General features: G+C 46.9%; 10 protein-coding genes. 9 read left to right on the forward strand and 1 reads right to left on the reverse strand.

The window, feature by feature from the left end:
* Positions 1 to 986: 986 nt before the first annotated feature.
* The 6 genes from QUB51_RS23350 to QUB51_RS23375 all read left to right on the forward strand — a co-directional run bounded on the left by QUB51_RS23350 (position 987) and on the right by QUB51_RS23375 (position 8,636).
* Positions 987 to 1,268, forward strand: a complete 282-nt coding sequence (locus tag QUB51_RS23350; protein ID WP_333263498.1) for a 4a-hydroxytetrahydrobiopterin dehydratase — start codon at positions 987 to 989, stop codon at positions 1,266 to 1,268.
* 141 nt (positions 1,269 to 1,409) lie between these two features.
* Positions 1,410 to 3,062 carry an HD domain-containing phosphohydrolase gene (locus tag QUB51_RS23355; RefSeq protein ID WP_333211581.1) on the forward strand — a complete coding sequence of 551 codons (1,653 nt, stop codon included), beginning with the start codon at positions 1,410 to 1,412 and terminating at the stop codon, positions 3,060 to 3,062.
* 292 nt (positions 3,063 to 3,354) lie between these two features.
* Positions 3,355 to 5,547, forward strand: coding sequence for an iron uptake porin (locus QUB51_RS23360; RefSeq protein WP_333263495.1), 2,193 nt, complete (start codon positions 3,355 to 3,357; stop codon positions 5,545 to 5,547).
* Positions 5,548 to 5,940: 393 nt separating this feature from the next.
* Positions 5,941 to 6,381 (forward strand): RrF2 family transcriptional regulator, encoded by a 441-nt coding sequence (locus QUB51_RS23365; RefSeq protein WP_015176708.1) that lies wholly within the window; start codon positions 5,941 to 5,943, stop codon positions 6,379 to 6,381.
* Positions 6,382 to 6,437: 56 nt separating this feature from the next.
* Positions 6,438 to 7,400 carry a cysteine synthase A gene (cysK, locus tag QUB51_RS23370; RefSeq protein WP_333055201.1) on the forward strand — a complete coding sequence of 321 codons (963 nt, stop codon included), beginning with the start codon at positions 6,438 to 6,440 and terminating at the stop codon, positions 7,398 to 7,400.
* 555 nt (positions 7,401 to 7,955) lie between these two features.
* A complete protein-coding gene (locus tag QUB51_RS23375; RefSeq protein WP_333055200.1) occupies positions 7,956 to 8,636 on the forward strand; it encodes a J domain-containing protein in 681 nt (226 codons plus the stop codon).
* A 152-nt stretch (positions 8,637 to 8,788) separates the two neighbouring features.
* Here the strand turns inward: QUB51_RS23375 and QUB51_RS23380 are convergent, their stop codons facing one another.
* Positions 8,789 to 10,288 (reverse strand): cyclic nucleotide-binding domain-containing protein, encoded by a 1,500-nt coding sequence (locus QUB51_RS23380; protein WP_333055199.1) that lies wholly within the window; start codon positions 10,286 to 10,288, stop codon positions 8,789 to 8,791.
* Positions 10,289 to 10,546: 258 nt separating this feature from the next.
* Between QUB51_RS23380 and QUB51_RS23385 the strand changes: the two genes are divergently transcribed.
* The 3 genes from QUB51_RS23385 to QUB51_RS23395 all read left to right on the forward strand — a co-directional run bounded on the left by QUB51_RS23385 (position 10,547) and on the right by QUB51_RS23395 (position 14,044).
* A complete protein-coding gene (locus QUB51_RS23385) occupies positions 10,547 to 10,681 on the forward strand; it encodes a hypothetical protein (protein ID WP_333055197.1) in 135 nt (44 codons plus the stop codon).
* A gap of 48 nt (positions 10,682 to 10,729) precedes the next feature.
* On the forward strand, positions 10,730 to 11,602 hold the full coding sequence (locus QUB51_RS23390; RefSeq protein ID WP_333055196.1) for a 6-carboxytetrahydropterin synthase: 873 nt from the start codon (positions 10,730 to 10,732) through the stop codon (positions 11,600 to 11,602).
* A 252-nt stretch (positions 11,603 to 11,854) separates the two neighbouring features.
* Positions 11,855 to 14,044 (forward strand): tetratricopeptide repeat protein, encoded by a 2,190-nt coding sequence (locus QUB51_RS23395; RefSeq protein WP_333263491.1) that lies wholly within the window; start codon positions 11,855 to 11,857, stop codon positions 14,042 to 14,044.
* Positions 14,045 to 14,236 lie beyond the last annotated feature (192 nt).

The raw sequence follows: 14,236 nt of genomic DNA on the forward strand, positions 1-14,236 counted from the left end.
GCTTGGATGGCTCCGACTGACCAACCCCACGAAAACTTCATCTTCCCTGAAGAAGTTCTGCCTCGCGGTAACGCACTGTAATCAGCGCGAAATATCAAAAATTCCAACTTTTTAAAAGGGTAAGATAAAGCAGTTTAGGCTTTACCCTTAATGCTTAAAAAGCTCCTGCCTGGTGGCGGGAGCTTTTTGTTTCCAGGAGTCGATCGAATTAGCGCCCTAAAAAAAGTTGATTTTGTACAAAAACCAACTCTCCTTGTAGCTAGAACAACTTGTGTCTTTATATCTCGTGAACTATCCTATCTATCTGGCAAGAAATCGATCGACCTTTCCGCGCCGCCAGATTTGCAATGCACCTGATAACCGCACAGCCCGGATTTTGAAGAAAATATAGACAAATGGCTAAAACTGCGATCGTCCGCTTGCTGTAGAGATCGATCAAAGACCTTGCAGCAGCAGTAATTTGCCCTCATCTTACAAAAATCTCAATTTGCATCCCCCACTTCTAATTCCTTGTGTTATTCTAATAATTGTGAATACTAGAATGATACTCAGAACGCAAGTTCTTCTGGTAACGCTGGCAATGGCTAGCGCACAAATCATCACCTTAAATCTTGTATTTAGGTGATGTGCGTTCCAATATTAAGCCATTTAGCTAAACCTGGAGGTGATGCCCATGATAGAAAGTAGTAAACGCATGGGTCATCAGATTGGAAACTACCGGCTGTGCGCCGGGGCCGCTCACTAGCAGTCAGCCGTCGTCTCCAACGGGAAACGACTTCCACGGGGAACCAGGCTGAGCTAGGGATTCTCCCGGCAGTCAGGTTCTAATCTGAAGACCCGCTAGACCGCTCTCACCTCAAATAGTGTTAAATCTTGAGTATTAAAACTTGAGGCTCAACACTATTGGTGAGAGCGGATAGTTTTTGGTCAGGGTTTCTACACATGGGCAGTTAATCTGCCACTGCTAATCCCAAAGAAAAAAAATTATGGCTAACCTACTTAACAATACTGAAATTCAAGAGCGCGTCAGTCAATTGTCAGGCTGGACGGTTGAAGGCAAACAACTGCGCTCTACCCGTATATTTAAAGATTTTATCGAAGCGATCGCCTTTGTGAATAAGTTGGTCGCCCCCTCAGAAGCCGCAGCACATCACCCCGATATAGAAATTTCCTACAACAAAGTTACAGTTAACTTAACAACCCACGATGCCGGAGGCTTAACTGAGAAAGACTTTGCGCTAGCCCAAGAGATTTCTGCGCTAGATTAAAAGAGTGCCAGTTGACCCAACAAGAGTCCCCGCTAGAGAAAAGCTCGCAAATAAAAAATCGACTTGGGGTTAAAATCGGGTGTGAAAAAGTCGAGAGGCCCAACGTTCAATGTATAACAGGCTATTCCCCATCATCCGACCATGATCGTATTTGAAAAGCCAGAGTTCAAGAACGAGTCTGCTGCAGCCGAAAAAACCGATCTGATAGAAAAGCTTTTAGATATTGGCGCTGCTCTGTCGAGCGCCCAAGATTTGGGCGACTTGTTAAACTTAATTTTATCCAAAAGTAGGGAAATTACCTACAGCGATGCTGGCAGCGTTTACTTAGTAGATCACAGCGACGATACATCTAAGCTGCTGTTCAAGGTAGCCCAAAATGCTTCTAAACCGAGCCTGTCGTTTAAAGAGTTTGCCCTGCCACTGACAGACAAAAGTTTGGCGGGATACGTGGCAATTACCGGTCAAAGTTTGAACCTATCTGATGCCTACGACTTACCCCCCGGCGTACCCTATCGGCTAGATAGCAGTTTTGACAGGGATATTGATTACCGCACTTGCTCGGTAATGGTACTGCCGATGCAAAACCGACAGGGGGAGACAATAGGTGTACTGCAACTGATCAACCGCAAAACAAAGCCAGATACGGTGCTGACAGCAGACAATGCCTGGGAAGCGACGCAGCAGTATTCGGAGTGGGAAGAAAGGATAGTTCGATCGCTCGCTTCTCAAGCAGCAATCTCGATCGAGCGCAATCAACTCCAAGACAGCATAGAACACTTGTTCGAGGGCTTCGTCAAAGCCTCGGTGCAAGTCATAGAAGCCAGAGACCCCTGTACCTACGGCCATTCAGAACGAGTAGCAGCCCTGACAGTACGCCTGTCAGAAGAAGTAAACACCGTCAGCAGCGGACGACTGCGCTCTATTTACTTTAACAACCGCCAAATTCAAGAACTTCGCTACGCCGCCCTGCTGCACGATTTTGGCAAAATAGGAGTGCCAGAAGCAGTTTTGACCAAACAGAAAAAGCTCTACCCCGCACAGCTAGAAATCATTCGCCACCGCTTTGGCTTAGCTCAACGGACGCTGGAAATGGAATGCGTCCAGTCTAAATATAAATACTTGCTGGAGCATTCAGCCTACCGAAAACACCCGATCCAGGAGCCAGAGTGCGCTCACTGCCAGCAAATCGAACAGCTAGACACTAAGCTAGCAGAGGCGAAAACCAGATTAGCAGAATACTGGGAAGTGCTGCTAGAGGCAAACGAGCCTCACATTTTGGCAGCAGAACCCCTAGCTCAACTGCGAGAGATTTCTCGACAAACTTACAGAGATATAGATGGGGCAAAGAAACCTTTGCTGAACCCAGACGAGATATTGCAACTGATGGTGTCGAGGGGCAACCTGACGCCGGAAGAACGATCGGCAATAGAATTTCACGTAACTCACACTTACGAGTTTCTGAAACAAATTCCTTGGACAAAAGATTTAAAAAATGTTCCAGACATTGCCTACGGACATCACGAAAAACTCGACGGCACAGGCTATCCGCGAGGTTTAAACAAGTCAGAAATTCCAATTCAAGCACAATTGATGACGATCGCGGATATTTACGACGCCCTGACAGCAGGCGATCGCCCCTACAAGCGAGCTCTGCGAACAGAGGCAGCGATGAAAATTTTGCGGCAAGAAGCAGCTCACAATAAAATCAACGCCGATTTGTTAGAATTGTTCGATCACCGCCAAGTCTTTAGCGTTCTGGGACACAGCTTGGATGTTAAAGTCGAATCAGCCTAGACGAGTCGGGCGTGCTGTGCTAAAAAGTAAATAGGCGATCGGGTGCTGTCTAGTGTTATCCGTCAAATCAAGCCACAGCCCAATCCTGGCATGGTTTTGACGCCGTTGAGTAAAGGTTTAAAAACAGGCTTTCTGCAGCCGTCAGTCACATCTATATACTCAGTCAGCCCAAAAGAATCAAAAGAAAAAGTGAATTTTAGGTCTCTTTTTAGAGTATGCTAGTTGAGCAACGACTGACCACATAGAAGACTAGAAAAGTTTCTCTGTAATCGGTGTGAGGATGAGAGTGAATATGTCGAAATTTTTGTGGAGTTACTTACTAATCAGCCCAGCAGTCTTAGGAGCTACCCTAGTAGTTTCTTCGAGCGCTATGGCAGCAGACGCTCAGCAGGCTGCTGATGCGCTCAATCCCGCTGTCGCAAAAGCTGAAACCGCTGAAACCTCCGAAGCGAAACTAAATGCTTTAGCTGCTGTTTCCGAAACAACTGCAGCCTCCGAGCCAGTAGAAGAAATTTCCCAAGTCGCTGGCAGCGAAACCCAGGCAGCGATGGCAGATTTGGCCACGCCTGCAACTGAAAGTGCGATCGTCGGAGCCAACACAGCCCCTGCGGAGGCAGAACCCCAAGCGGCATCACAACCTACAAGTGAATCTTTAGCCGCAGTTGAGCCAACAGTCGCTCAACCAGTAGAAAATTCTGCCCCGGCAGCCCAACTAGAAATTCCAGCCCCGGCAGCTACCGCTCTCCCAGAGCAAATCGGTGCAGTTCAATTAGAAACTCCAGCCCCAGTAGTGGCAGAGTCGGCAGAACAAAGTTTGCCAAAACCGGCTGAATCTTTAGCCCAAACTGCCGCACCACAAGAGCAAAACCCAGCCGCCACATTAGAACAGCTCAACCAGTACACCACCGAAGGTACTGCCGGCGGCGAAACTGAAGGTCAAGTTACCTCTGTTTCCCAACTTTCCGACGTGCGGCCCACAGACTGGGCATTCCAAGCACTGCAATCCCTAGTCGAGCGCTACGGCTGTATTGCCGGTTATCCCGACGGCACCTTCCGCGGCAACCGGGCAATGACCCGCTACGAATTCGCAGCCGGTTTAAATGCTTGCTTAGACAAGGTGAGCGAGCTAATTAGAGGTGGCACTGGCAACTTCGCTACGAGAGATGACTTGGCAGCCCTCCAACGGCTCCAAGAAGAATTTGCAGCGGAACTGGCAACCCTGCGCGGTCGCGTCGATGCTCTGGAAGCTCGGACATCCGAACTCGAAGCCAACCAATTCTCCACCACTACCAAGCTGACTGGGGAAGCTATTTTCGCTCTCAGCGACGACTTTAGTAGCGACGTTAGCGTTTTTGGCAGAGACGGCGAAAGAATCGGCAGCAACAATAACGAAGCTGTCTTCCAACAGCGGGTGCGTCTCAATTTAAATACGAGCTTCACCGGCAGAGACTTGCTGCTGACCCGGCTTCAAGTCGGCAACGGCCAAAACTTCAACCTTGGGGCTACCAGCGAAGGCACTCAAACTTGGAACGTAGTCGGCAGAACCGACAACGTTGTTGCTCTAGACACCTTGCTATATAAGTTCCCCGTCGGTCAGCGACTGAACGTTACCCTTGCAGCCAACAATGTTGTGTGGGACGACATTCTGCCGACTGTCAACCCTTACTTTGAAGACTTTGACGGTGGCAACGGCTCGCTGAGCGCCTTTGGACAGCGCAACCCCATCTACCGCTTGGGCGGTGGCGCAGGTATCGGCTTTGACTATGCCTTCGGCGGCAGGGGCTTGCTGGGGGGCGTGTTCGGCCCAACTTCTTTGTCCTTTGGCTATTTGGCGTCAAATGCAGCCAGTCCCGCTAGGGGTGCAGGCTTGACGAACGGCGACTACACGGCGATGGGTCAGTTGACTTTTACCCCCGGACGCAACTTGCAAGTTGCTTTCAACTACAACCACGGTTACTTTAGCAGAGGTAACTTTGGGTTTGACAACGGTTTCGGGGCCAGCGTCCCCGGCGGTTTCACCGGTACCGGCGTGGCTAATTCTCTCAACGGTTTGAACGAAGGCTTTGATGGCTTCCGCGCTCGCAAAGTTGTCAGCAACTCCTACGGTGCTCAGGCTTCGTTGCGACTGAGCCCGAGGTTTATCCTTGGCGGCTGGGCTGGTTTAACCAATGCCCGCATTCTCGGCATCGGCGATGCGAGAATTTGGAACTACGCTGTCACCTTGGCTTTGCCTGATTTAGGGAAAGAAGGCAACTTGCTAGGGTTCGTGGTAGGTCGTGAGCCTTACTTGGATAAACTTGAAGCTGCAAGCAGTTTGCGGAGCTTCCGCAACGATGATTCTTATCACGTCGAAGGGTTCTACAAGTTTCAGCTATCGGACAACATTTCTGTTACTCCGGGCGTGATTTGGGTAACTAATCCCAATCAAAATGACCAGAACGACGACATCATTATTGGTACTCTGAGAACTACTTTCACGTTCTAAGAGCGGGTTAGAGGAGGCAGGGAGGTTATACCCTCTCTGCTGGCCACTCTAAAGGCCAAGTTTAGCCCTGCCGAGCGCAGGGCTTTTTTGTTTGCGGGACGAAGGGGGCGTCAAGAATATATTAAAAATTAAAAATTATCAGTCATGGAGGCAGACAACCAATTTCGTGAGGTAAGACATGGGTGGAAGGGGAGGGAGTCGAAACGAGAAACTGGGTTTGTTGGGTTCAGATTGCCGATCGTTCCAAGGATGAAGTGATGAAAGTCGATTAAGTTCAGTGGAAAACCGGGGTATAATAAAAGGTAAAGTTAGGAGTTAGAATTGGGAACTCAACATTGAGGATAATTTTAACATCTGACTTCGGAGTTGATAATTCTGGTATTGGAAGCAATTATGGTAGAACTCTCCTGTAAAAGCGAATACGCAATCTTAGCTTTGCTGGAGCTTGCCGATTGCTACGATGAAGGCGAGCCTCTGCAAATTCGCCAGATAGCGGCTCAGCAAAATATTCCCGATCGATATTTAGAGCAGTTGCTGGCTACGATGAGACGCTGCGGGCTGATTCGCAGCCAGCGAGGAGCTAAGGGAGGTTATATTTTGGCGAGAGAACCGTGGAAAATTACACTCCTAGAAATTATCAACTGTCTCGAAGGCTCAGAGTTCGATCGCTCTGAAAAAGACTCGCCCGCTCAAACTGTAGAAAGTGCGGTGATTTGGGAAGTTTGGCAAGAAGCTCGATCGATTGCCAACTCAGTTTTGCAAAAATATACGCTACAGGATCTGTGCGAAAAGCGCAATGGCAGACGGCAGCTCGATATCATGTATTACATCTAGTTAATATTGCCAACTAGGAATTAACATTTACTTTCAACCACAAACTGACAAAGATTATGCGTATTGCTGGCGACATTACAGAATTGGTAGGGCGGACGCCCTTGGTGCAACTCAACCGCATTCCCCAAGCCGAAGGCTGCTTGGCTCGGATTGTGGTAAAACTCGAAGGCATGAACCCGGCAGCATCGGTGAAAGACCGGATCGGTGTGAATATGGTCAATCAAGCCGAGGCCGAAGGGCTGATTGCTCCGGGAAAAACGGTTTTAGTGGAACCGACTTCTGGCAATACCGGAATTGCTCTGGCAATGGTGGCAGCGGCTAAGGGCTACCAGTTGATTTTGACCATGCCGGATACGATGAGCACGGAACGCCGATCGATGCTGCGAGCTTACGGGGCCCAACTAGAACTGACTCCCGGAATTGAGGGCATGAGTGGCTGCATCCGCCGCGCTCAAGAGATTGTGGACAAAACTCCCAATGCCTATATGTTGCAGCAGTTTCGGAATCCAGCAAACCCGCAGGTTCACCGTTCGACAACGGCTGAGGAAATTTGGGAAGATACAGACGGCGAAGTGGATTTCCTGATTTCTGGGGTTGGGACTGGCGGTACGATTACGGGTATCTCGGAGGTGATTAAGTCCCGGAAACCCGAGTTTAAGGCGATCGCAGTTGAGCCGGCTAACAGTCAGGTACTTTCCGGCGGAAAGCCTGGGCCTCACAAAATTCAAGGTATCGGTGCTGGTTTTGTACCGCCGGTGCTGAATGTGGATTCGATCGACGAAATTATAGTTGTTACGGATGACGAGGCGATCGCCTACGGCCGTCGCTTAGCCAGAGAAGAAGGACTTTTGTCGGGTATTTCCAGCGGTGCGGCACTATGTGCGGCGGTGAAAGTCGGCAAGCGTCCCGAAAATGCAGGGAAATTGATTGTGATGATTCAGCCTAGCTTCGGCGAACGCTATCTGAGCACTCCCTTGTTCCAAGATCCAGAACTCAATCTGGCGATGGCCCTCAACTAGGCTAGCCTCCGGCCCAAGTCGCAGAAACACAGGGCAGGGCGTAGACTGTACGCTCTGCTTGGCTTTTTAGTAGATGAAAGAATGGCGATAGATTGTAGCTTTCTCGATCGCGATCGATATCGTTTCCGGTTGCATCGGAATGATTTAACCGCAGAGGGCGCAGAGAACGCAGAGGGAGAGAATACAGAGATGAATACAGGACGATGCTACCGGATTTGATATGATGCCGATTTTCTGAAGGCGCTTTTTTTTGAACCGCTTTCGGCGTGTTAGCGAAGCGGGCGCTGACCGCTTTTGTGGCGAAGGAAGAGAAAAGAAAAGAAGGAGCTAACTGTTGGCGGGAGCAGCGCTATATGAGTTCCCAAGGTCGATCGGCTTACCACTTCCAAAGCCTCAATGTTTTTCTAAAATAGATTTATGATAAGTTGAAAACTGAGTTTTTTTACTGACAATCTTTGACATTTATATCAGATAAATACTTAAAAACTTAGCAAAAAATGATATTTTTGTCAAGCACTTTTTCACAGATTATCCAGATTTCAAGGAAATAACAGCGTGTCTTCCGTTATCAATCACTACAAAACCCTAAAGATTAGCCCAAGCGCAACACAAGCCGAGATTAAACAAGCATACCGCCGTTTAGTCAAATTATTTCATCCAGACAGTCGCAGCGACACAGCGGGTCACGAAGAGATTGTCCGCCTCAATGCAGCCTATGAAATATTAGGAGACCCCCAGCACAGACAATCTTACGATCGCCAATTTTCCGAGCAAACCGAACAGCAATCACCAGCCGCACCAAACGTCAGCCGCCAGCAAACACAAACAGCAAGGGACGCGGATGAACTAATGGAACAGTGGCTGATTAAAGTATACAAACCCGTCAATAGAATGCTCAACAGTATCTTGAAGCCGCTTAAAAAAGAAATAGACGAATTGTCCGCAGATCCATTTGATGACGAACTGATAGAAAAGTTTCAACTTTATATCGAAACCAGCCGCGAGTTCCTCAAAAAAGCTCATAACTTTCTTACATCAATGCCTAATCCATCTAATGTAGCCGGAGTTGCCGCTCATCTCTACTACTCTATCAATCAAGTCGGAGACGGCATAGAAGAATTGTATTTATTTACCCTCAATTATGACGATCGCCACTTGCACACCGGTCAAGAACTGTTTAGAATTGCCGCTAGACTGCGGCGGGAAGCGCAGGAGGAATTAAAAATTAAAGTTTAATAAAAGCAGATTGTTCCCTCTTCCCTCTTCCTTCTTCCTTCTATCCTTTACATCCGTTACATCCGTTACAAAATCCGTTGCCGAACTTCCCTCTTCCTTCTTCCTTCTATCCTTTACATCCCGTACATTGCTCGTTGCCGAACTTCCCTCTTTCAAATTCCAAAAAGAACTTGAATGCGCTTGCGAATTTTAATAAAAGGAGTTTGTCCCAGAGAGTCGCCATCCAACAATCCCAAGTCTCTCAAAGCTTGCTGGCGTTCCGACAATTTTTGAGCAATCTGATCGGCTAAATTGGGTTGTTCTCTTAAAAGTTTTTGCAAATCGTGACGTTCCACCACAAACAAAATTGCATCTTCGCTAGTTTTAACAGTCGCCGTTCTCGGAGTACCCAACAGCAAAGATATTTCCCCAAAAAACTCGCCCTCATGAAGCGTAGCAATATACTGATCGGCTTTTTGAGAAAGAACTTCTACAGTACCCGAAAGAATAATATAAAAAGAATCGCCTGGGTCATTTTCTTTACATACCACCTGTCCCGCTGGAAACAGTTGTCGGTAGCCATATTCAATTAACTGCCGCAGTTCTAAATCCGTACACTGTTCAAAATAAGTTACTCGCCGCAATAAATCTCGCAGCGTCCAATTATTAGGGGATTTAGGTACGGGATTTTTAGGTTCAGAAAGGGTGGAATTAGATTTTAAATCTGCTGAATGTTTGGTATTCTGCGGAAAAACTTTGCCGTTGGAATTCTCGTCTTTGTTATTGTGAAAAAAATGAGTTAACTCTTGCGGATTTCGCAGCCACAAATCCCGCTGTGGAAAAGGGATTTCGATATTTCGGTGGCGAAACTCGTAATCTATTAAAAAATTTACTGCACTTTTAATAGCATCGCTTTCCTGTGGCTGGTCAATCCAAACTAAAAGTTCAAAATTTAAAGCGTTATCTCCAAAACCGCGAAACCATACTTTAGGAGAAGGATGGGACAAGACATTCGATTCCATCCGCGCCGCAATTAATAGTGCTTCCGTAACTATTACTGGGTCAGATCCGTAAGCAACGCCGACGGGGATGTGGAGGCGACATCTGGGGTCTCTGTAACTCCAGTTAATAATGTTAGTTTCGACAAACTTAATATTTGGTACGATCACAAATAGTCCGTCAATTGTTTTAATAATTGTGGAACGGATCGAAATTGTTTCGACTGTTCCTAATAAATTGTCTATTTCAATAAAGTCTCCGACTCTAATTTGGTGTTCAAATAGCAGGGTGAGACCGCTGATAAAGTTGCTGGCTAGATTTTGCAAGCCGAAGCCGAAACCAATGCCGACAACCCCAGCTAAAACGGTGAGAGACGTGAGGTTGAGGCCGGCACTTTGCAGGACAAATATACAGCCAAGAGTTGCTAAAATATAGCTAATGATGGTGGAAATTGCTTCTCGACTGCCACGATCCAATCCCATCCGAACTAGCAAACTGCGCTTGATTCCTTCACTGATAATCTTAGCTATAATCAAGGCAAATATAGCTAAGATTATGAGTTTGACGATCGCACTGATGGACAGATGAGTGTCCCCGATATAGAATAGCGGGGTTGTCATCGCACCCCAGAAATGTTCAAAAAAGCGATCGGCTCGTGCAGTAATCGAATTCATTAATATTTGGTAATGGGTAAATGGTGATTAGTTTTTAGCGCAACTGAACCGCAAACTGCTAACTATTGCAGAGCTTAGGGGAAAAACTCGAACTGTGGAGTGTCCTGTGTGGCAAAAAAGGTCTATTCCCTACCCTTCGGGAACGCTTCGCCAAGGGGATAGATACGCACGCGCGTACTTTCTCAAAGACTCGTAACTGATGGGTTAGTAACAGATGGCGAGAAACTGTTTTGTAGCGGTATTTTCTGCCGGATATCTGTGTTGTGGCGTAAAATGGGATCTGTGGCTCGATCGATCGCCGACTTGTTGCCAATATTGGGAAAATTGGTAGAAATTCATTTACAGCACCCTCAAATAATCGAAAAATTCCAGCAAAAATTAGTTTATCCTTAAGAAGCGAGTCCTTTACAGAACTTAACAAGCTTACCCTACTTGACTTTTATGCAGTGCATCATCAATCGTCGGGCACAGTTTTCGGCGAGTCACCGGTACTGGCTGCCGGAGTTAAGCGAAGCCGAGAACTTTGAGCGGTTTGGCCCAACTGCCCGCGCACCGGGACACGGACACAATTACGTTCTTTACGTTTCCATGATAGGCGAACTCGACGAGTACGGCATGGTGCTCAACCTGTCTGATGTCAAGCACGTCATCAAGCGGGAAGTTATCAAGGATCTCGATTTTTCCTTTCTCAACGAAGCGTGGCCGGAATTTGAGCAGACTCTGCCAACTACCGAAAACATAGCACGGCAAATTTGGCTGCGCCTAGCCCCTCATTTGCCTGTGACCAAAATTCAATTGTTTGAACATCCCGAACTTTGGGCTGAATATTTAGGAAACGGAATGGAAGCTTATCTAACTTTGTCCACTCATTTTAGCGCGGCCCATCGGTTGGCTCGTCCCGATTTGAGCTTTGAAGAAAACTCGGAAATTTACGGCAAATGTGCTCGTCCCAACGGTCACGGTCACAATTATCATTTAGAGGTGACTGTTAAAGGGGAAATGGATGCGCGGACTGGCATGATTGCTGATTTGGGAGCTTTGCAAAAAGCCGTTGATGATTATGTTGTTGAACCGTTCGATCACACTTTTTTAAATAAGGATATTGCTTATTTTGAGAAGGTTGTGCCTACTGCGGAGAATATAGCTGTTCGGATCGGGCAATTATTGCGATCGCCCGTTCGGGAATTGGGCGCCGAGTTGCACAAGATTAAACTGATTGAAAGTCCGAATAATAGCTGTGAAATTTACGGTGCTGATTTAGAGGAAGTGGCGGCACAAAGTCAGCAGCCGGAAGCGATTTTAGCTAAGGTTTAGATTTAAAAATCGCATCGTTTGGGGCGGGTTCACCCGGATCTTTGGCTAATTGTGCAGATTGGTGAAGCCCGCCCTACCAGCCTAATGATGATTCCGAGAGTTTTTCAACCGGATTAGGCGCGAGAATATATTTTTGGACAAAAGTTCCACAGCCAGAATTATTGGCACTTTTCCTGAAAAGTCAGGCTGCGCGCGTATTTTGGAGATAGTAAGTCAGCATTCCTCTAGTCAGCTATTCTAACTGCTGAGAGTATGAGGTCGATCGCCCGATCGCTGACAACCAAGCACCAATTTCTCCTAAATGTAAATGAGTTGACGTTTATGCGCGTCTCTAATCTAGCTCTCTTGACTCTGGCTGCCCTCGCATCCCACAATTTAACTGCTAATACTAGCGCCAATCCTGCTGCACATCCTATTTCTCCTGAGACACCGCAGGCTAGCAACTTTGTTGATGCGGTAAATAATACTGAATCGCGTCCGGCTGAGTCAATTAGCGAGCCCGAGACGATCGCCCACGAACAATTTTCCCCAAATATTACTGTATCCCGTCGGGCTGAGTCAATTAGCGAGCCTGAGACGATCGCTCACGAACAATTTTCCCCGCGAATTGCTGTAAAATCGCCGACAGGTTTGCTCGTAGCTGCCGCTCAACCGGATGTATCTGCTAGTGCAAAAACCAAGGCGAATCCTCCGGCTGCATCCGGCGATGAACTAACAAAATCTTTACAAGAAACCTGGCTAGCTAAATTAATCGAAACCGGGGCTGAAAGCAATCCTCAAGTTCGCGAGGTTTTCGCTTTTATCTCCCCGTCTAGTGGTAGTTCTGAATCTGAATCTGGATATGGTTTTAATACTACCATAACTCTGCTCAATATTTTACTAATTCTTGGTACTGTATTTCCACCGGTGACAATTGCATTTTTTTGGATGATGCGACGGCTGATAATCAAACAGTTGGTGGCTGATGCCAATAAACGATTGCAGGGTATTGGTGTATTGGAATCAGAACTCATAAATTCTAGCCAATTGAATCAAAAGTTGAGGGATGAATTAGCCGCGCAAATGGGTGCAGCTAAACAATCCCTTGATTTTTTAACTAGAGAAACTGAACTTTCCAAATCTTCCGTGGAGCAAATTGAGACTCTCAAATCTCAATTTATTATGCACCTGCAAGTTTTGCTGAGAGAAGTTGACGATAAAAAATCTCAAATTGTTCAAGAAATTGCCCAAGTTCCCGCAGTTGTTGCCAAAGAAGCTCTCAAAGTCGCACATCAACCGGCTTTAAACAATTCCCAAAATTCGCAAACAGCGCCGGCTAGCAATGAAAATTTGATTGCTGACGATTATATCAAGCAAGCCGAAGGGCTTTATTTTCAAGGCAATTATGATGAAGCATTAGTCTGTTTGGAAAAAGCTGTTTTAGCGAATAAATTTTTGCATGAGGCTTGGTATTGGCGCGGAAATGTGTTAATAAAATTGCAGCGCCCGGAAGAAGCACTCGCCTGTTACGACCAATCAATATCTATTAAACCGGATAACTACGAAGCATGGTATAATAAAGCGCATTTGCTAGGAAAATTGCAGAAGTACGAAGAGGCGATCGCCTGTTACGAGCGAGCAAGTTTGAGCGAATCCAGAAAATACGCTTGTTGGCACAGCATAGGGGCTTTGTTGGGTCAATTGCAGCATTACGAAGAAGCGATCGCCAGTTACGATCGCGCCCTGGCTATCAAAGCAACCGACAGCGAAATTTGGCACAACCGAGGCGCGATGCTGGCCAAAGTACAGCAGTACGCAGCCGCAGTTGATTCTTACGATCGCGCTCTTGAACTCAATCCCAACAGATACGAAACTTGGTACAATCGAGGCAATATGCTGTGGAGACTACTCCGCTACAGCGATGCTATTGATTCTTACGATCGGGCGATCGGCATCCGGCCAGACAAATACGAAGTTTGGTACAATAGAGCGGCTGTGCTCGGAAAATTGCAACGATATCAAGAATCGATCGAATCCTACGACAAAGCAATCGCCCTTAAACCGCAGGATTTTGAAGTGTGGCACAACCGAGGCGTAGCTTTCGACAAACTGTCGCAGCACGAAGCAGCAATTGCCTCTTACGAATCAGCAATTACCCTTAATTCCGAGTGTTACGAAGCTTGGTTTGGCAAAGGCGAATCTTTGGCAAAATTGCAGCGCCCTGAAGAAGCGATCGCAGCTTATGAGAAAGCGATTGCTATTAAGCCAGACTCCTACGATGCTTGGCATCACTTGGGCACAGCTTTGTCAGCATTAAAGCGCTATGAGGAAGCAATGGCAGCTTACGATCGAGCTATTGCCATCAAACCTGACAATGCGGAAGCTTGGCGCGATCGAGGCGCAATTGTATCGGAATTAAAACAGGATACACACGGAAATGAATCGGGTGAAAAAGAGACTTAAATAGTCCTGGATGCACGGGTGGTCAGAAACCGGGTTTTTTGCGAAAATACTGCATCCCGACCTTTAAAACTGGTAAAAACCCGGTTTCTTTGGTATTTATGCGTCCACGACTATTAAATTCAGTCCCAATCCGGTTGTTCAAAATTTATAGGTGCATCCCTCCCGTTGTTGACGAGTATTTAACGAGACTTG

Origin of the sequence: Microcoleus sp. AT8-A3, from assembly GCF_036705675.1 — a bacterium.
Taxonomy (GTDB): Bacteria; Cyanobacteriota; Cyanobacteriia; order Cyanobacteriales; family Microcoleaceae; genus Microcoleus.